This window comes from Acidovorax sp. CCYZU-2555, assembly GCF_018413525.1.
Lineage (GTDB): Bacteria > Pseudomonadota > Gammaproteobacteria > Burkholderiales > Burkholderiaceae_C > Comamonas.
Map to the genome: position 1 here is coordinate 1 of NZ_JAHCDD010000019.1, position 18,232 is coordinate 18,232.

Sequence of the window (18,232 nt, forward strand, 5' to 3'; positions counted from 1 at the left end):
GCTGCTCGCGGGCGCGGCCTGGTACGGGCTGCTGTCGGTGGGCTGGTGCGCGCTGTTTCCGCATGCGCCCGTGCGGCAGAACCTGGCGGCGCTGTTCGAGCAGCTCGGCGCCTATCTGCGCCTGAAGGCCAGCCTGTTCGAGCCGGTGCGCGCGGTCGACCTCGAGCGCCGGCGCATGGCGCTGGCCCAGACCAACGGCCGCGTCGTGGCCCAGCTCAACATCGTCAAGGAAAGCCTGTTCAATCGGCTGGGCCCCAAGCCCGGCCCGCAGATCGACGGCGAGATGCTGCGTCACATGAACCTGTACTTCATTGCTCAGGACATCCATGAGCGCGCGAGCTCGTCGCACTACCGCTACAACGAATGGGCGCAGCTGCTGTTCCACAGCGACGTGCTCTACCGCTGCCAGCGCGTTCTGAGCCTGCAGGGCGCGGCCTGCAACAAGCTCGCCGAAGCCTTGCGGCTGCGCGCGCCGTTCCAGCCCGACGCCGAAGGCGCGCGTGCGATGGAAGATCTGCGCGCCGCGATCGACTACCTCGCGGCGCAGCAGCAGCCCGCGTGGCAGCACGCCTTGCGTTCGCTGCGCGCGCTGGTGCGCAACCTGAGCACGCTGGACGCGCAGATCGCCGCGGCCGCCCACCCCACGGCCGGCGCGGCGCTCGCCGACCCCAGCCTGTTCAACCGCCGCCCGCGCACGCTGGCCGAAGCCTGGGCGCGCATCCGCGCCCAGTTGCACCCCAGCGCGCCGCTGCTGCGCCATGCGCTGCGGCTGTCGCTGGCGCTGGGCGCGGGCTTTGTCGCGATGCAGTTCACCGATCCCGAACATGGCTACTGGATTTTGCTGACCACGCTTTTTGTCTGCCTGCCGACCTATGGCGCGACGCTGGCGCGCGTTGCCCAGCGGATTCTGGGCACGGTCATAGGCCTGGTCGCGGGCTGGGCGCTGATGCAGCTGTTTCCCAGCCTGCTCGCCCAGGCCTTGATCACCGTGGCCACGGGCGTGCTGTTCTTCGTCACGCGCACCCAGCGCTATGTCACGGCGACGGCGGCGATCACGCTGCTGGTGCTGCTGTGCTTTCACCAGACCACGGGCAATGCCTATGCGCTGATCTGGCCGCGCCTGCTCGATACGCTGATCGGCGCGGCCATCGCCACGGCGGCGATGCTGCTGGTGCTGCCTGACTGGCAGGGCCGGCGCCTGCATCTGCTGGTCGCCCAGGCGATTGCCGCCCATGCGGCCTATCTGCGCGAAATCATGTCGCAGTACGCGAGCGGCAAGGACGACGACCTCGACTACCGCCTTGCGCGGCGCAATGCGCACAATGCCGACGCGGCGCTGTCGACCGCGCTGTCGCAACTGCTGCTCGAGCCGCGCGCCGTGCGCCGCCATGCGCGCGTGGGCATGCAGCTGCTGCTGCTGTCGCACACGCTGCTCAACTACCTTTCGGCGCTGGGCGCCCACCGCGACAAGCTGGCCGAGAGCGACAGCCACCCGCTGGCCGTCGAGGCCGCGCGCCATGCGGCCGACAGCCTGGAGCAGATGGCGCAGGCGCTCAAGACGCGCCAGCCCCTGCCCGCCGACGACGGCAGCGCGGCCGCGCTGGCGCTGCAGCTAGACCAGCAAAGCGACACGCTGGCCGATCCGTTCAGTCCGCTGGTGCTGGTGTGCCAGCAGCTCGATCCGCTGCGCGCGGCCTGCGCGCAGCTGCAGGCCGAGCCGCAGTAGCGGTATGGCACAAGCCTCCCGGGCCGGGCCGGGAGTGCTGGCGGGTTTAGAAGCGCGCGGTCAGTCCGACGAAGTAGGTGCGGCCGCCGTTGTCGTAGTTGCTGCCCAGGTCACGCGTCTGCTTGTCGCTCACGTTCACCACGCCCGCGCGCAGCGTCAGCGTGTCGTTGACGTGGTAGTTGGTCGAGACGTCGAACGTGGTGTAGGCCTTGGCGAAGCTGGTGGCCGTGCCGGTGGTCACGAGTTCCTTGCCGGTGTGGCGCAGGCTCAGGGTTGCTGACCACGCGGCCTGCAGGCGCCATTGCAGCGACGAATACACCGTGAGCTTGGGCACGGCGAGCAGCGAAGCGCCCGTGGTCAGGTTCTTCGACTCCAGCATCTTGGTGATGTTGGTGTTCCACTCCAGATTCTTGGCCAGCGGCACTTTGAAGCTGCCTTCCAGGCCGCGCGTGCGCGCGCTCTGGACGTTGGCCATGCGCGTCCACCAGTAGCCGTTGTAAAGGCCCAGCGCCTGGTAGTCGATCTTGTTCTTGAAGTTGGTGTGGAAGTAGGTGGTGCCCAGCGACCAGCCATTGCGGTCCCAGCTCGTGCCCAGCTCGAAGTTGGTGCTGGTCTCGGGCTGCAGGTCGGGGTTGCCCACCATGTAGCAGCCGCGCGTGCCGTCGCCGTTGATGCTGCTGCTGGTCCAGCCCATGCCGGCCAGGCTGCGGCAGCCGTTGCCGCCCGACTGGGTCGCGGCGCTGGGCGAGTTTTCTTTCAGGCCCGGCGCGCGGAAGCCGCGCGAGACGCCGCCACGCAGCGTCCATTCGGCCTGCGGGTGGTAGACCAGATAGGCGCGCGGGCTCCAGTTGTTGCCGTACTTCGCATGGTGGTCCATGCGCAGTCCCAGCGTCAGTGCCAGGTCTTCGCGCAGGAAGATCTGGTCTTCGCCGAACAGCGCCCAAGTGTTGGCGCTGAGTGCCGAGCTGGTGACCGGGTTGCCCGCGTAGTCGATGGGCGCCAGGCCGATGGTGTCGCGGTTGTCGAGCTGTTCGCGGCGCCATTGGCCGCCCAGCGTGAGCGCCTGGTCCAGGCCAAAGAGCTTGAACGGCATGTCGACGCGGCCGTCCAGTGCGGTCTCGCTGGAGTTGTTGCCTACGGTGTCGTTCTTGTCTTCGTATTTGTTGTGCACCAGGTTCAGCTTGGAGCGCACATCGCCCCAGCGGCCTTCGTGGCTCACGCCGAAGTTGCTGTGGTCCAGCTTGCTCAGGCCCCACTGCCCGATGGCCTGATTGCCGTTGGCCAGGCGCCGGTCCGAGCCCGTGGCGCGCTGCGTGCCCTGGCCGGCTTCGAAGCCTATGACCTGATCGGGCGTGAGCTGCCAGTTCAGCAAGGCGTTGAAGTTCTGCTTGCGCTGGCCCGCCGTCGACTGGTAGCTTCCCGGGAAGCCGCCGTTGCCTTCGTCCGATGCGCGTTCCGTGTAGTTGCCGCCCAGGCGCAGCCCGAACTTGTCGGACAGCGGGCCGCTGATGTTGAAACCCAGCTGGCGCGTGTCGCCGCGTTCGCTGTCCGATGGCTTGCTGTAGTTGATCGTGCTCGAGCCGGACCAGTTCTTGGCGATCTTGCGCGTGATGATGTTGATCACGCCGCCCATGGCGTCCGAGCCGTACAGCGAGGACATGGGGCCGCGCACGACTTCGATGCGTTCGATCATTTCGGGCGAGATCCAGTCCAGGTCCTGCTGGCCCAGGTCGTCGCGATAGTTGACCGCGGCGGAGCTGCCCTGGCGCTTGCCGTCCACCAGGATCAGCGTGTATTTCTCGGGCAGGCCGCGCAGCCGGATCTTCGATTGCGCGCCGGTGCCGGACAGGCCTCCGGTCACGCCCGGCACTGTGGACAGCAGTTCAGCGATGCTGGTCACGGGCTTGCGTTCGATGTCCTCGCGCGTGATGACGCTGATGCTCGCGGGTGCCTCACGGATATCCACGGCCGTGCCCGATGCCGTGACCACCACATTGGACAGTACTGCCGGCGTATCCGCAGTCTGCGCCTGCGCGGTCACCGTAGCCATGGCGGCACAGGCCAGCGATACCGCCAGCGACAGCGACCCACGCGTTGAAACTCGAACCATCTGGAATCCCCTCTCTAAAAGTAATTGGTAATGATAACAATTTGTATTTAGATTAACGAGTGGAGGTAAAGAAATCTGTATGGTTCGTAAAATTTTGTGGCGTTATGGGCGACGGGTTTGCAGTTGCGGGTTCTTTTGGAGGGCAGGCCGTTCATCCTTCGACGAGTTCTCAAGGAACAGCTTTTTTTGTCAAATAAATCAATGACTTAGAGGTGGTCGATTTTGGCAAACGGCGCCAAAACAGTGACCCGTTCGTGGTGAGCTTGCCTAGCCGGCCGCGTCGCACCATGAACGGCCCGTCCTCATGACTTGAGCGCAGGCCGTTCACCCTTCGACGCGGCCGGCGAGGCAGGCTCAGGGCGAACGGGGATTTTGAGGCCCGCTGTTTCTTTTTAGCGCCTTGCGAGAGCTCGGCTCGCTTGCCTCGCTCAGGACGAACGGGGGATGAGGCCCGCTGCTTGTTGAAGCCGTTCGCGCTCAGCCCCCTCGCCAGCCGCGTCGAACCATGAACTGCCGGTCATCAAAACCCGCTCTGCGAGGCCCCCCAAACGCACAACGCCCCGAGGCCAGGCCATCGGGGCGTTGAAGGAAATGGTGGGAACCGATCAGTGCAGCATCAGTGCGCCGGCGTTCTTGCTCTTGCCCGCACGTGCGGGTGGGTTGCACAGACCGCACTGGTAGTGGCGTGCGTTCTCGTAGGGTTCGGTCACGAACTGGCCCTTGCAGGTGGAGCAGGGCGTGCGTGTGAGCATGTTGGCGTCGACGAACTTCACCAGGCGCCAGGCGCGTGTGAACGACAGCAGCGCTTCCAGGCCCGCGGTTTCGATCTGCTCGGTGTAGAGGCGGTAGGCCTTGGTCAGCTGCTCGGCGGTATCGAGCTCCACGGCCTTGGACAGGTACTCGTAGATGTTGAGAAACAGCGAGCTGTGGATGTTTTCCTGCCATGTCAGGAACCAGTCGGTCGAGAACGGCAGCTGGCCCTTGGACGGCGACTTGCCCGCGATTTCCTTGTACAGGCGGATCAGGCGCTCATAGGACAGCGTGGTTTCCGACTCCAGCACTTGCATGCGCGCGCCCATCTGGATGAGCATTGCAGCGCGTTCGATCTGCTTGGATTCGTTGAGGACGCTTTTGGTAGGGGCTGACATGGGGCAGGTCTTTCGCGAAGGGATGAGGCGGGAACGTGGTGCTCAGAGCACTTCGGAGACGCGGCTGGCCATCAGGATGTTGGCGTGCAGCGTGTTCGTCGCATCGTTGCCGATCTTGTTGGACGAGTGGTTGGTCAGCAAGCTCCAGACCAGTTCGTCGTCCACGCGGAAGCTGCACAGCAGGGTGTTGCGCGAAGCGAGCTTCAGTACCTGGGCCGACGACAGCGCGGTCAGGATGTCTGCGGCCTCTTCGTTCAGACCCAGACGGAACACGGCTTCGGCCTTGTCCTGGCGAATCATGGTTTGGGCCAGCATCAGGTACGTGAGGTTGGCTTCGCGGATTTCGGCAAGCAGTTGTTCGTTAGTCATGGATCAATCCTTTTCAAAAGCGTCAGAGCGGCAACAGAGCACAAAAACCGGAGGTGTGTGGTGTCGCGATCTGTTGAATTGGATTGTTAAACAGGGCCAAACAATAATTAAGTCGGGTGAGGGAGGTGCGTCGTGTCTCGTTCGGCCGGGGGGCTTGTAAGGCAAATTCCTACATGCACTGTTGGAAAATTGGCGTTGCGCTCCTTGAATCTCCTGCTGCCAACGCCAGGTCCTAGGGTTGTTACCTGGGCCGATACTGCAAAATTTGTAAGCAATTATTTCGCGCAGGTGTGGTTTTTTCGAACTCTGCGCGAACTTTTCACATTAGCCGCGCGCCACGGGGCGGCTCGCGTCGGCGCACCATTCGCTCCAGCTGCCCGCGAACAGCGCGGCCTGGCCCAGGCCCGCGATTTCCATCGCCAGCAGGTTGGGCAGGGCGCTGACGCCGCTGCCGCACTGGTGCACCACGCCGTCGGCCGGGCGCTCGCCCAGCAGTTGCTCGAATTCGGCGCGCAGCAGTTCGCGCGGCTTGAAGCGTCCGTCGGCAGCCAGGTTCTCGCTGAACGGGCGGTTGAGCGCGCCGGGAATGTGGCCGGCGACGGGGTCCAGCGGTTCGACTTCGCCGCGATAGCGTGCGCCGGCGCGCGCATCGATCAGCGTCTGCGACGGCGAGTCCAGGCCGGCAAGCACTTCGTTGGCGCTGACCAGGCGGCGCAGCGGCGGCTGCAGCGAGAAGCTGGACTGGAAGTGGCTGGGCTCGCTGCCCTGATTCACGGGCAGGCCTGCGGCTTCCCAGGCCTGCAGGCCGCCGTCGAGCACGGCCACGGCGTCGTGGCCGGCCCATTTGAGCATCCACCAGAGCCGGCCGCAGAAGTTGGCGCCATTGCGGTCATAGACCACGGCCTGCATGTCATTGGAGAAACCGACGCTCGACAGCCAGACCGAGAAGCGTTCGCGGCTGGGCAGCGGGTGGCGGCCGCCCGATGCGGGCTGGTCGGCCTGGGAGACCGCGACCGAGCCGTCGCTGCCGGGCACGCCATGCTTGGCGCTCAGGTCGTGGTCCAGGTCGGCAAAGACCGCGCCGGGAATATGGGCCTGCTCATACTGCTGGTAGCCGGCGCTGGGCTTGCCCAGATCGAAGCTGCAGTCGAACACCATGCAAGGCTGACCGCTGATCTGCAGCGCGTCGAGCTGATCGGTGGAAATGAGGGTGGTGTAGGTGGTCTTGGACATCGGCGCTTCCTCGGCAATGGCTGCAATGGCGACCCCGCTGCGCGGGGGCGTGTTCGATCAGTCCATTATCCGACGGCGCGTGCCGCAATGGCAGCCTGCGGCTGCCAGTCGTTCAGTTCCTGGCGCGCAGCACGGTCGCGGCAATGCCACTGCCCACGATCAGGGCCATTCCCAGCCAGCCCATGGGCGGAATCAGATCGCCGAACACCAGCACGCTGTAGGCGCCACCGAAGGCAATGCCCGAGTACTGCAGGTTGGCGACGACCAGCGTGGCGCGGCGCGTGGTCGCATTGGCATAGGCGCGCGTCATGCACAGCTGGCCGCCGGCCGCGAAGATACCCACGGGTATGAGCCACAGCGCGGGCCATCCGGGGAAGTCGGAGACTCCGGTGAACAGCATCGCCGCGCCGCCCGCCACTGCCGAGCCCACGGAGAAATAGAACACCACGCGCTGCTCGGGCTCGCCCAGCCGCGACAGCGCGACCACTTGCATATAGGCGACGGCCGAAATCATTCCCGACATCAGCCCGACCATGCCCGCGAGGCCCTGCTCGGCGCTGAGGCTGGGACGCATCATCAGCACCACGCCGACGAAGCCCACGAGCAGGCTCACGATCACCGGCATGTGCAGCGCGGGCCGGGGCGTTTGCGGCGAGGGGCGCCAGGCCATGAGCGCGCCGCCCACCATGAAGGCCGCGATCCACAGGCTGCTCATATAGTTGAGCGTCATGGCCGTGGCCAGCGGCAGCTTGGCGATGGCGTAGAACCACGCGGCCATCGACGTCACGCCGACCAGCGAGCGCCAGGCATGCATTCCCGGCAGACTGGTGCGCAGCGTCACGCCCTGTCTTCTCGCCAGGAACCAGAGCAGCGCCATGCTGATCAGGCCGCGGTAGAAGATGATTTCAGCGGTGTTGAAATATTCGGCGGCGAACTTGATGCTCACGCCCATCGTGGCGAAGAAGAAGGCCGCGAGCACCATCCAGAGAACTTGCATACAGAAAACTAGCGCAATCCAAAAAAAAGCTGCAAACGCCTGCGGGGTCAAGCGGTTGCAGCTGGGGTGTCGTCAAAGGCAGAAAGTTCAGGGTTCGGGCTGGTCGGCGCCGAGGGCATTGCGGTACCACTCGTGAAAGTGCTGCATGCCGTCTTCCATCGGGCTTTGATAGGGGCCGACTTCGTTGTCGCCGCGCGCCAGCAGCGCGCGCCGGCCCGCGTCCATGCGCTCGCCGATCTCATCGTCCTCGATGCAGGTTTCCATATAGGCGGCCTTCTGCGCGTCGACGAATTCGCGCTCGAAGGCGGCGATTTCCTCGGGGTAGTAGAACTCCACCATGTTCATGGTCTTGGTCGGGCTCACCGGGTGCAGCGTCGAGACGGTCAGCACATGCGGATACCACTCGACCATGATGTGCGGGTAGTAGGTCAGCCAGATCGCGCCGCGCTCCGGCAGCTCGCCATTGCGGTAGTTGAGCAGCACGTCGTGCCAGATCTTGTACACCTCCGAGCCCGGCTTGCCGAACGACGGCGCCACGCCCACGGTCTGCACCGAGTACTCCTTGCGGAATTCCCACTCGAGGTCGTCGCAGGTCACGAAGTTGCCCAGTCCCGGGTGGAACGGACCGACGTGGTAGTCCTCCAGGTAGACCTCGATGAAGGTCTTCCAGTTGTAGTTGCACTCGTGCATTTCTACATGGTCGAGCACATAGCCGTCGAAGCTCAGCTGGGAGCGCGGGCCCATGTCGGCCAGGTCTGCGACGATGTCGCGGCCGTTGTCCTCGAACAGCAGACCGTTCCACTCGCGCAGACCGTAGTTGTTGAGGTTCAGGCACGGGTCCTGGCTGAAATGCGGCGCGCCCAGCAGCTCGCCGCTGGCGCTGTAGGTCCAGCGGTGCAGCGGGCAGACGATGTTGCCGCCCGCATAGCCCTTGCCATGGCCTTGCAGCGAGCCGCGGCCCTTGAGCATGACGGCCTGGCGGTGGCGGCAGACGTTCGAGATCAACTCGATGCCTCCCTGGGCATTGCGCACCAGTGCGCGGCCCTCTCCCTCCTGGGGCAGGGCGTAGTAGTCGCCGGGATTTGGAACGCTCAACTGATGCCCGACATAACGCGGGCCGGACGCAAAGATAGTATCCAACTCGCGCTTGAACAGCGCTTCGTCGAAATAGCTCGAAACTGGTAGTTGGCTTGCGGCCTGCTGCAGTTGAAGACTTAAATCAGACATGGGTGACCTGACCTAAAGACTCCCCACAGGGAGGGTGCGCGTGCGCACACGAAGAAAAAACAAAACCGGCCACGGACGCGGGCACTTCAAAGGCCTTGCTGCCACCGGCGCAAAGCGCTGGCAAAAGCTGCAAAACCCGAGACAGATGGCCATGCGTCAGGCCGGTTCGACGGGAATGGGATTATAGCCGGCAGGGTTATTTCCGCCTTGCAGGTACGTGTATTGATGGCAGGGGGCGCAGGCGGTTCATTTGCGGCATGCAGCCGGCTTTGTGCAGGGCTTCAGGCACAGCGCCTAAAATCAATCGCTTTATCTTCTTCTGCTCGCACCCATGCCCAAGGCTTCCGCTGCCAACACCCCCCCGTCAGAGCCATCCAGTTATGAAGCTGCGCTGGAGGAGCTGGAGCAGCTGATCGCCCGCATCGAGTCGGGCCAGCTGCCGCTGGACCAGATGCTCAGCGGCTACCAGCGCGCGGCAACCCTGCTGGCCTATTGCCGCCAGCAGCTCGATGCGGTCCAGAACCAGATTCAACTGCTCGACGACGGCGCTCTGCAGGTCTGGAGCCAGGAATGAACGCCGTGACGCTTCCCACTGCGGTCCATGCGGACTTCGATCTGAGCCGCTGGATGCTGCGGCATCTGACCGATGTCGAGCAGGCGCTGTCGCGCTGGGTGGGCGTGGACGCGCCCGCGCAGCTCGGTGAAGCCATGCGCTATGCGGTGCTCGATGGCGGCAAGCGCCTGCGCCCGCTGCTGGTGCTCGCGGCCTGCGAGGCCGTAGGCGGCCTGCATGCGGCGGCGCTGCGCGCGGCCTGCGCGGTCGAACTGATACACGCTTATTCGCTGGTCCACGACGACATGCCCTGCATGGACAACGACGTGCTGCGCCGCGGCAAGCCCACGGTGCATGTGCAGTTCGGCGAAGCCGGCGCCTTGCTTGCGGGCGATGCGCTGCAGGCCCTGGCCTTTGAACTGATCGCGCCCGCCGACGACGCGCAGGCCGAGCTTCCCGCGGCCATGCAGGCGCAGCTGTGCAGCCTGCTGGCGCGCGCCGCCGGCGCACGCGGCATGGCCGGCGGCCAGGCCATAGACCTGGCGAGCGTGGGGCTGCAGCTGTCGGAAGACCAGCTGCGCCAGATGCACCGCCTCAAGACCGGCGCGCTGCTCCAGGGCAGCGTGCTCATGGGCGCGGCCTGTGGCGACATCGGCGCCGCAACGCGCGCCGCACTGGCCGAATACGGCGCGGCGCTGGGCCTGGCGTTCCAGGTGGTCGACGACATCCTCGACGTGGTCGCCGATTCGGCCACGCTGGGCAAGACGGCGGGCAAGGATGCCGCCAACGACAAACCGACCTATGTTTCGCTGATGGGACTCGAAGGCGCGCGCGCCTACGCCGACCTGCTCGCGGCCCAGGCGCATGCGGCGCTGGCACGTACCGGCCTGGCCGATACGCGCGCGCTGTCGGCATTGGCCGACCAGGTGATTCGCCGCTCGCATTGAAGCGGCGCGACCGGCCTGCGCCTGCGCGGGTCTTGTCGCCCGCCCGGTGCGCCGAATGTGAGAACTAAAGTAAATTGGCCCATTGCCTGCATTGGCTGCTACTAGAAAAATAGCAAATGTCCACGAATTCCTATCCCTTGCTGCAGACGGTCGACAGTCCCGCTGACATGCGTCGTTTCACGCGTGCCCAGCTCAAGACGCTGTCCGCGGAGCTGCGCAGCTATGTGCTCGACAGCGTGTCGCGCACGGGCGGCCACCTGAGTTCCAACCTGGGCACGGTGGAGCTGACCGTTGCGCTGCACGCCGTGTTCAACACGCCCTATGACCGCCTGGTATGGGACGTGGGCCACCAGACTTATCCGCACAAGATCCTGACCGGCCGGCGCGACCGCATGCCCAGCCTGCGCCAGCTCGGCGGCCTGTCGGGCTTTCCGCTGCGCAGCGAAAGCGAGTACGACACGTTCGGCACCGCGCATTCGTCGACCAGCATCTCGGCCGCGCTGGGCATGGCCCTGGCCGCCAAGCGCAAGGGCGAGAAGCGCCGTGCCGTGGCGATCATCGGCGACGGCGCGATGACGGCCGGCATGGCGTTCGAGGCGCTCAACAACGCGGGCGTGTCGGACTCCAATCTGCTGGTGATCCTCAACGACAACGACATGAGCATCAGCCCGCCCGTGGGCGCGCTCAACCGCTACCTGGCGCAGCTGATGAGCGGGCAGTTCTACGCCAAGGCGCGCGACATGGGCAAGAGCGTGCTCAAGCAGGTGCCGCCGTTGCTGGAACTCGCCAAGCGCCTGGAGCAGTCTGCCAAGGGCATGGTCGTGCCGGCGACGCTGTTCGAGAACTTCGGCTTCAACTACATAGGCCCCATCGACGGCCATGACCTCGACTCGCTGATCCCTACGCTGGAAAACATCAAGGGCCTCGAAGGCCCGCAGTTCCTGCACGTGGTGACCAAGAAAGGCCAGGGCTACAAGCTCGCCGAGGCCGATCCCGTGACTTACCACGGCCCGGGCAAGTTCGATCCCGAGATCGGCATCGTCAAGCCCACGACGCCGCCCAAGACCACATTCACCCAGGTGTTCGGCCGCTGGCTGTGCGACATGGCGGCCCAGGACGAGCGTCTGGTCGGCATCACGCCGGCGATGCGCGAAGGCTCGGGCATGGTCGAGTTCGAGCAGCGTTTTCCGCTGCGCTACTACGACGTGGGCATCGCCGAGCAGCATGCGGTCACGTTCGCGGCCGGCATGGCCTGCGAAGGCGTCAAGCCCGTGGTCGCCATCTATTCGACCTTCCTGCAGCGCGGCTATGACCAGCTGATCCACGACGTGGCGCTGCAGAACCTGCCCGTGGTGTTCGCGCTGGACCGCGCGGGCCTGGTCGGCGCCGATGGCGCGACGCATGCGGGCAACTACGACATCCCGTTCGTGCGCTGCATTCCCAACATGGCCATGGCCTGTCCGGCCGACGAACGCGAATGCCGCCAGCTGCTGAGCACGGCGTTCGCGCAGAACGGCCCGGTCGCGGTGCGCTATCCGCGCGGCGCCGGCGCGGGTGTCGAGCCGCTGGCCAGCCTCGAAGGCCTGCCTTTCGGCAAGGGCGAGATTCGCCGCGAATCGACGGCCGGTGCCGAAGCCGGCCCGCGCATCGCCATTCTGGCGTTCGGCAGCCTGCTGTACCCCGCGCTCCAGGCCGCCGAGGCGCTCGATGCCACCGTGGTCAACATGCGCTGGGCCAAGCCGCTCGACGTGGAACTGCTGCTCGACATCGCGGCGCGCCACGACGCGCTGGTGACGCTCGAAGAGGGCGCGATCATGGGCGGCGCGGGCAGTGCCGTGCTCGAGGCCCTGCAGGCCGCGGGCGTGCAGCGCCCGGTGCTGCAACTGGGCCTGCCCGACCAGTTCATCGAACACGGCGATCCGGCCAAGCTGCTGGCGCTGCAAGGCCTCGATGTGGCCGGCATCACGCAATCGGTGCGCGCGCGCTTCCTGAACAAGTAGAGCGCATACGCTTGACCCCAGCCGCCGCAAGGCGGCTTTTTTTCGCCTGCAAATGCGCGCTTGAGCGCGCATGCGCGCGTTGTATGCAAAAAATGTGCATCGAATGCGGGTAAAGCCGGGTTTACCCAGGACGGTCTTCAGGCAGGGCGTTTTTACAATCGCTGACAACCAGCCTGGATGGGTTGCCCATCTCCACGGGGGAGCTGACCGTCGTTCAGCCAGGCCTATTACCGGAGTGTTTACATGGATCGTCGTTCATTGATCAAGCAGGCGGGTATCGCTGGCGTTCTGGCCGCGGGTGTGGCGCCTGCCGTGCATGCGCAAGCCGCCGTGCGTTGGCGCCTCGCATCGAGCTTCCCCAAGTCGCTCGACACCATTTTCGGCAGCGCCGAAATGTTCGCGCGCACCGTCAAGGCGCTGTCGGGTGGCAAGTTCGAAATTTCGCTGCATGCCGCGGGCGAACTGATGCCGGCATTCGGCGTGGTCGATGCGCTGCAGAACGGCACCATCGAAGTGGCGCAGACCGCGCCCTACTACTTCACCGGCAAGGACGCGATCTTCGCGTTTGCCTGCGCCGTGCCTTTCGGCCTGACCGCGCGCCAGATGGACGCCTGGATGGACCATGGCAACGGCCGCAAGCTGATGGATGCGTTCTTCGCCAACTACAACTTCAAGAGCTACAGCGCAGGCAACACCGGCACGCAGATGGGCGGCTGGTACCGCAAGGAAATCAAGTCCGCGGCTGATCTGAAGGGCCTGAAAATGCGCATGGGCGGCGGCCTGTTCGGCGAAGCCATGGCCAAGCTGGGCGTGGTCGCGCAGAACATGCCCGCGGGCGATGTCTACCAGGCGCTGGAAAAAGGCACGCTGGACGCCACCGAGTTCGTCGGCCCCTACGACGACCAGAAGCTGGGCTTCAACAAGGTCGCACCTTACTACTACTACCCCGGCTGGTGGGAAGGCGGCGCCGAGCTGGAATTCTTCGTCAACACCAAGGCCTATGCCGCGCTGTCGACCGAGAACAAGGCCATCGTCGATGCCGCGACCAAGATCGCGGCGCGCGACATGACGTCCAAATACGACGCCTTCAACCCCATCGCGCTGAAGAAGCTCGTGGCCGACAAGACCCAGCTCAAGCCTTTCCCCAAGGACGTGATGGACGCCGGCTTCAAGGCATCGATGGAAGTCTTCGCCGAGCACGAAGCCAAGTCGGCCGAGTTCAAGAAGATCCACCAGGACATGCGCGCCTTCCAGCGCGACCAACTGCTGTGGGAACGCTTCTCGGAGTTCCGCTACAACAGCTACATGACTTCGGTCAAGCTGTAAGCAAAGTACATGGCTGGCAACGCATACGCGCTCCAGCCCATGGCACGAAACCGGTATCGGGGCCCATAGGCCTCGACCGGTTTTTTTTCGCCCTGTCGCCGCAATGCGGCGGGCAGGCTCGGTATCACACAGGAGAGACAAATTGGATCGTCGTTCCATCTTGAAAAATGCCGGTATCGCCGGTGTTCTGGCGGCGGGTGCCGCCCCCGCCGTGCATGCCCAACCCGTGGTGCGCTGGCGCATCGCCTCGAGCTTTCCCAAGTCGCTGGACACCATCTACGGTTCGGCCGAAGTGTTTGCGCGCGCGGTCAAGGAAATGTCGGGCGGCAAGTTCGAGGTCACGGTGCACGCGGCCGGTGAGCTAATGCCGGCCTTCGGCGTGGTCGACGGCGTGCAGAACGGCACGGTCGAAGCCGCGCACACCGCTCCGTACTACTTCTTCGGCAAGAACGAAGCGTTCGCGATCGGCGGCGCGATTCCGTTCGGCATGAATTCGCGCCAGCTCACGGCCTGGATGGTCGACGGCAACGGCCAGAAGTTGATGCGCGAGTTCTACGCCAAGTACAACATCGTCAACTATCTCGGCGGGAACACCGGCGCGCAAATGGGCGGCTGGTTCCGCAAGGAAGTGAAGTCGCCGGCCGACATCAAGGGCCTGAAGTTCCGCGTCGGCGGCTTCGCGGGCCGGGTGATCGAGCGCCTGGGCGGCGTGCCGCAGAACATTCCGGCCGGTGAAATCTACCAGTCGCTGGAGAAGGGCACGATCGATGCGGCCGAGTGGATCGGTCCTTACGACGATCTCAAGCTGGGCCTCAACAAGGTCGCGCCGTTCTACTACTACCCCGGCTGGTGGGAGGGCAGTCTGAACCTCGAGTTCTACATCAACCAGAAGGCGCTGGCCGCGCTGACGCCCGAGTACCGCGCCATCGTCCAGGCGGCGTCGCACGAAGCCCATGTGGTCACGCAGGGGCGCTACGACGCGCGCAATCCCGGCGCGCTCAAGCAGCTCGTTGCCTCCAAGGCCAAGGTGCTGCCATTCCCGCAGACCGTGATGGATGCATCGTTCAAGGCGACGATGGAGCTCTACGGCGAGCTCGAAAAGAGCAACCCCGAGTGGAAGAAGATCTACGCCGACTACCGCAATTTCCAGCGCGACCAGATCCTCTGGTTCCGCTTCGCCGAATCGCGCTTCGACAACTACATGGCGACGCAAAAACTCTGACAGCGGCGCCTGCCCCCACGCGAAAGCCAGGCCCTGCCTGGCTTTTTTCATGGCGCTGGGGCAACCATTTCGACATCGGGAAAACACCGAGCAATCTGCGCTTCCATTGGATATGTCTGTTGGTATACCATCTGACAAAACATACCAAAGGAGACAATCGTGAATGGACTGGCTGCTGGTTGGAAGAATCGCTGTCTGGCGTTGACGCGCCGGACCATCGTCATCGGGGCGGCGCTGGGTGCCGCGGGCAGCGCTCTGGCCGCGTATCCCGACCGGCCCATCATCCTGATCGTGCCGTTTGCGCCCGGCGGCAGTTCGGACATCATTGCGCGCACCATTGCGCCCGAGCTGTCGGCCAAGCTGGGCCAGTCGATCGTGGTCGAGAACACCGCGGGCGCGGGCGGCGTGCTGGGCATGACGCGCGCCGTGCGCGCCCCGGCCGACGGCTACAGCCTGCTGCTGGGTTCGGGCTCGGAAGTGCTGATCAACAAGCTGATCAATCCCGAGCTGCAATTCGACGGCCTGCGCGACCTGAAGCCCGTGGTCTTCGTCGGCACCGGCCCCATGGTGCTGGTCGGCAAGAAGGCGCTGGCGCCGAACACCGTGGCCGAACTCATCACCTATGCCAAGGATGAAAAGAACGTGCTGAACTTCGCATCGGCCGGCAATGGCACGCCCATGCATGTCGCCGGCGAGCTGTTCAATCTCAAGGCCGGCACCAAGATTTCCCACATCCCTTACCGCGGCGCTTCGCCCGCGCTGGTCGATGTGATGGGCGGCCAGATCGAGCTGGGTATTTCCACACTGACCGCGGCCCAGTCGTTCATCAAGGCCGGAAAGATCAAGGCCTATGGCGTGCTCGGCCGCGAGAAATCGACGCTGGCGCCGGACATTCCCGCGATAGGCCAGGTGCCAGGCCTCGAAGCCGTCGATCTGGGCGTGTGGTTCGGACTGTTTGTGCCGACCAAGACGCCAGGCGATGTGACGACCAAGCTCGAAGCCGCGGCGCGCGCGGTGATGGCCAACCCCGAAATCGTCAAGAAGCTCGCCGAGCAAGGCGTGATCGCCTCGGGCGAGTCGGCCGGCAAGCTCAACAGCTTCATGGCCCAGGAAGTCGACAAATATCGCGCGGTCATCAAGGCCGCCGATATCAAACCCCAATAACTGGAATCAACCTTCGAAAGAAAATCATGACGGATCTGCAGAACATCGGCGTGCGCAAAATCGTGGCCTACAGCGAGGAAACCTTGATCGAAGGCGGCAAGGCCACGGCCACGCCGCTGCAACTGTTCGGCGTCGCCGCCGTGCTGCGCAACCCCTGGGCGGGCCGGGCGTTCGAAGAGAACCTGACGCCCGAAATCATGCGCATCGCGCCCGTGCTGGGCAAGGCGCTGACCGATCGCATCGTCGCGCTCGCGGGCTCGGCCGCGGCCATCGAAGCCTATGGCAAGGCCGCCGTGGTCGGCATCGACGGCGAAGTCGAGCATGCGTCGGCGCTGATCCACACGCTGCATTTCGGCAATTTCTACCGCAAGGCCGTGGGCGCCAAGAGCTACCTGAGCTTCACCAATGTGCGCGGCGGCCCCAACTGCTCACTGGCGATTCCCATGATGCACAAGGACGACGAAGGCAAGCGCTCGCACTATCTGACGCTGCAGTTCGCGATCAATGACGCACCGGGCCCGAACGAAATCGTCGTGGCGCTGGGCGCCTCGATCGGCGGGCGCCCGCACCACCGCATCGGCGATCGTTACCAGGATCTCGCGGCGCTGGGCTCCAATGAAACTGTCTAAGCCCTCGCAAAGCTGCAGCGTCGACGGCACGGCCTACCGCGTCCATGGCGCGGGCGAGACCATTGTGCTCATCCATGGCGTGGGCATGGACCAGCGCAGCTGGCAGCCGCAGATCGAGGCGCTGTCGCAAAGTCACCGCGTGCTGACCTATGACATGCTGGGCCATGGCGAAAGCCGGCTGCCGCCCGAAGGTGTGCAGCTCGCCGATTTCGCCGAGCAGCTGCTGCGGCTTCTCGACCATCTGCAGATTGCCCGGGCCCATGTCGTGGGCCATTCGATGGGCGCACTGGTGGCCATGGAGTTCGCGCTGCGCCACCCCGAACGCTGCACGCGCCTGCTGGCCTTGAACGCGGTGTTCCAGCGTTCGCCCGCGCAGCGCGCGGCCGTGCTCGAGCGCGCGCGCACCTTGCAAAGCGCAGGCGTCGCGGCCACGGTCGATTCGACCATCGAGCGCTGGTTCGGCGCGCCCGTGCCCGCGCCTTTGCGCGCGACCGCGGCGCTGACCACCGACATCCTGGCCGACGTGAACGCGACGGGCTATGCGCGCGCCTACGCGCTGTTCGCCACCTCCGACGAAGTGCATGCCGACCATTTGCCGCGGCTGGCGATGCCCGCGCTGTTCATCACCGGCGAAGGCGACCCGAACTCCAGCCCCGCGATGTCGCAGGCCATGGCCGCGCTCGCGCCCCAAGGCCGGGCCGAAATTGTTCCCGGCGCGCGCCATATGATGAATCTGACCGATGCCGAAGCGGTCAATGCACGGCTGCTGCGGTTCATCGACGCAGCCACATGATGCGTTGTTGGCGTTTGTTACAAGTACTAGAATGCAGCTTGACCGACAGCATCCAATCCCTTCGCCATGGCGCTCTGAAACAGGAATCTCTGTGCTCGACTTCTCCACGCCCTCACTCAAAGTAGACCGGTCAGCCAAGACGTTGCGCGAGCTGACGCTGGAGAAGATGCATGAAGCGATCTTCGGCGGCTATTTCCCGCCGGGCGACAGGCTCGTGGAGCGCAAGCTCTGCGAACTGCTGGGCGTGAGCCGCTCCGTCATCCGCGAAGTGCTGCGCCAGCTCGAGTCCGAAGGGCTGGTCGAAACCATTGCACACCAGGGGCCCGTGGTCGCCACGGTCGATGTCGACCGGGCGCGGCAGATCTACGATCTGCGCGCGCTGCTCGAAGGCCAGGCCGCGCGCGTCTGCGCCGAAAAAGCCTCGGACGAGACGCTGCAGGAACTGGCTAGGCTGAACGAGCATATCCAGCAGGCGTTTGCGCGCGATGAATTCACTTTGGTGATGGAGCGCACCACGGCGTTCTACCAGCGCATGTTCCTGGGCAGCGGCCTCGATGTGGCCTGGGAAATGGTGCAGTCGCTGAACGCGCGCATCAACCGCCTGCGCGCGATGACCATCAGCTCGTCCGAGCGCAAGTCGGCGACCTCGCAGGAAATGGCCACACTGGTCGACGCGCTGCTGCGCCGCGATGCCGACGCCGCCGAAAAAGCCTCGCGCGATCATATTCACAAAGCTGCGGAAATCGCCATCGGCAAGCTTTCCAGAAGCTGAGCCAGCAGACGTAAAA

16 protein-coding genes are annotated in these 18,232 nt (G+C 64.9%); 10 read left to right on the forward strand and 6 right to left on the reverse strand.

The genetic code is table 11. The features are described from left to right. A partial coding sequence (yccS, locus tag KHY18_RS08845; RefSeq protein WP_213298188.1) for a YccS family putative transporter occupies window positions 1–1,726 on the forward strand: 1,726 nt, incomplete at its 5' end. Window positions 1,727–1,772: 46 nt separating this feature from the next. On the opposite strand, the gene KHY18_RS08850 is transcribed toward yccS, so the two are convergent. The 6 genes from KHY18_RS08850 to KHY18_RS08875 form a co-directional block, all read right to left on the reverse strand. After that, window positions 1,773–3,836: a TonB-dependent receptor domain-containing protein gene (locus KHY18_RS08850; RefSeq protein ID WP_249729002.1), complete on the reverse strand. Its 2,064-nt coding sequence runs from the start codon at window positions 3,834–3,836 to the stop codon at window positions 1,773–1,775. Between the two features lie 605 nt (window positions 3,837–4,441). Then, the gene (flhC, locus tag KHY18_RS08855) at window positions 4,442–4,984 is read right to left on the reverse strand and encodes a flagellar transcriptional regulator FlhC (protein ID WP_213298190.1); all 543 of its coding nucleotides are present in this window, start codon (window positions 4,982–4,984) and stop codon (window positions 4,442–4,444) included. A 42-nt stretch (window positions 4,985–5,026) separates the two neighbouring features. Further along, a complete protein-coding gene (gene flhD, locus KHY18_RS08860) occupies window positions 5,027–5,353 on the reverse strand; it encodes a flagellar transcriptional regulator FlhD (protein WP_159918110.1) in 327 nt (108 codons plus the stop codon). 324 nt (window positions 5,354–5,677) lie between these two features. Beyond that, window positions 5,678–6,586, reverse strand: coding sequence for a sulfurtransferase (locus KHY18_RS08865; protein WP_213298192.1), 909 nt, complete (start codon window positions 6,584–6,586; stop codon window positions 5,678–5,680). 112 nt (window positions 6,587–6,698) lie between these two features. Beyond that, window positions 6,699–7,583, reverse strand: a complete 885-nt coding sequence (locus KHY18_RS08870; RefSeq protein ID WP_213298194.1) for a DMT family transporter — start codon at window positions 7,581–7,583, stop codon at window positions 6,699–6,701. An 87-nt stretch (window positions 7,584–7,670) separates the two neighbouring features. Continuing rightward, complete coding sequence (locus tag KHY18_RS08875) at window positions 7,671–8,810, reverse strand: aromatic ring-hydroxylating oxygenase subunit alpha (RefSeq protein WP_213298197.1); 1,140 nt, start codon at window positions 8,808–8,810, stop codon at window positions 7,671–7,673. Between the two features lie 331 nt (window positions 8,811–9,141). Here KHY18_RS08875 and xseB point away from each other — a divergent pair, with 331 nt between their 5' ends. The 9 genes from xseB to KHY18_RS08920 all read left to right on the forward strand — a co-directional run bounded on the left by xseB (window position 9,142) and on the right by KHY18_RS08920 (window position 18,216). Further along, window positions 9,142–9,384: an exodeoxyribonuclease VII small subunit gene (gene xseB, locus KHY18_RS08880; protein ID WP_159918107.1), complete on the forward strand. Its 243-nt coding sequence runs from the start codon at window positions 9,142–9,144 to the stop codon at window positions 9,382–9,384. After that, complete coding sequence (locus KHY18_RS08885; RefSeq protein WP_213298200.1) at window positions 9,381–10,310, forward strand: polyprenyl synthetase family protein; 930 nt, start codon at window positions 9,381–9,383, stop codon at window positions 10,308–10,310. Before xseB ends, KHY18_RS08885 begins: the two co-directional genes overlap by 4 nt. 116 nt (window positions 10,311–10,426) lie before the next feature. Continuing rightward, window positions 10,427–12,310: a 1-deoxy-D-xylulose-5-phosphate synthase gene (gene dxs / locus KHY18_RS08890; protein ID WP_213298203.1), complete on the forward strand. Its 1,884-nt coding sequence runs from the start codon at window positions 10,427–10,429 to the stop codon at window positions 12,308–12,310. A gap of 243 nt (window positions 12,311–12,553) precedes the next feature. Continuing rightward, a complete protein-coding gene (locus tag KHY18_RS08895; RefSeq protein ID WP_213298206.1) occupies window positions 12,554–13,636 on the forward strand; it encodes a TRAP transporter substrate-binding protein in 1,083 nt (360 codons plus the stop codon). Between the two features lie 142 nt (window positions 13,637–13,778). Beyond that, window positions 13,779–14,858, forward strand: coding sequence for a TRAP transporter substrate-binding protein (locus KHY18_RS08900; protein WP_213298209.1), 1,080 nt, complete (start codon window positions 13,779–13,781; stop codon window positions 14,856–14,858). Window positions 14,859–15,017: 159 nt separating this feature from the next. Continuing rightward, window positions 15,018–16,022 (forward strand): Bug family tripartite tricarboxylate transporter substrate binding protein, encoded by a 1,005-nt coding sequence (locus KHY18_RS08905; RefSeq protein WP_213298212.1) that lies wholly within the window; start codon window positions 15,018–15,020, stop codon window positions 16,020–16,022. A 26-nt stretch (window positions 16,023–16,048) separates the two neighbouring features. Then, the gene (locus KHY18_RS08910; protein WP_213298216.1) at window positions 16,049–16,651 is read left to right on the forward strand and encodes an amino acid synthesis family protein; all 603 of its coding nucleotides are present in this window, start codon (window positions 16,049–16,051) and stop codon (window positions 16,649–16,651) included. Then, window positions 16,638–17,444: an alpha/beta fold hydrolase gene (locus tag KHY18_RS08915; RefSeq protein ID WP_213298218.1), complete on the forward strand. Its 807-nt coding sequence runs from the start codon at window positions 16,638–16,640 to the stop codon at window positions 17,442–17,444. The genes KHY18_RS08910 and KHY18_RS08915 overlap by 14 nt, the downstream gene beginning before the upstream one ends. A gap of 166 nt (window positions 17,445–17,610) precedes the next feature. Continuing rightward, window positions 17,611–18,216, forward strand: coding sequence for a GntR family transcriptional regulator (locus KHY18_RS08920; RefSeq protein ID WP_249729008.1), 606 nt, complete (start codon window positions 17,611–17,613; stop codon window positions 18,214–18,216). Window positions 18,217–18,232: the final 16 nt, after the last annotated feature.